Source organism: Xanthovirga aplysinae, from assembly GCF_009711365.1.
Taxonomy (GTDB): domain Bacteria; phylum Bacteroidota; class Bacteroidia; order Cytophagales; family Cyclobacteriaceae; genus Xanthovirga; species Xanthovirga aplysinae.
On the sequence record NZ_SMMB01000133.1, the window covers coordinates 1 to 442 of the forward strand.

Sequence of the window (442 nt, forward strand, 5' to 3'; positions counted from 1 at the left end):
GTTTTTTGATGTCACCAGAAACACCTATGATCTAACTCCTGATGTAGCTTATTTTGTTAGGGACCGATGGGCGATTGGTATTAGAGTGGGTTATTCTTTTGATCAAGTAAGGTTCCAACCTTTTGAATTACCTGTTTTACCCTTTCCTATTTTATTTAGTTCATTAAAAGTACGATCACACCTAGTTACTGTTGACCCCATAATCAGATACTATATTCCACTAGGAGACGATGGTAAAGGAGGTTTATTTATTCAAGCACAACTTCCTTTTAGAGGTGGCAAGGCAAGACAAGTAGCTGATTTAGCTGATGGAACCACACAAAGATTAAAAGGCCCCCGAACATTTAATTTCACAGTCCAGCTTACTGCAGCCTTCTATTATTTTGTTACACCAAACATTGCAATTGAGGGACTTTGGGCCTTTGCCCAATATCGTCTATGG

General features: G+C 38.9%; 1 protein-coding gene. It reads left to right on the forward strand.

The window, feature by feature from the left end; all coding sequences use genetic code 11:
• Positions 1-442: hypothetical protein (locus E1171_RS23155; RefSeq protein WP_222931273.1), on the forward strand; the 442-nt coding region annotated here is incomplete at both ends.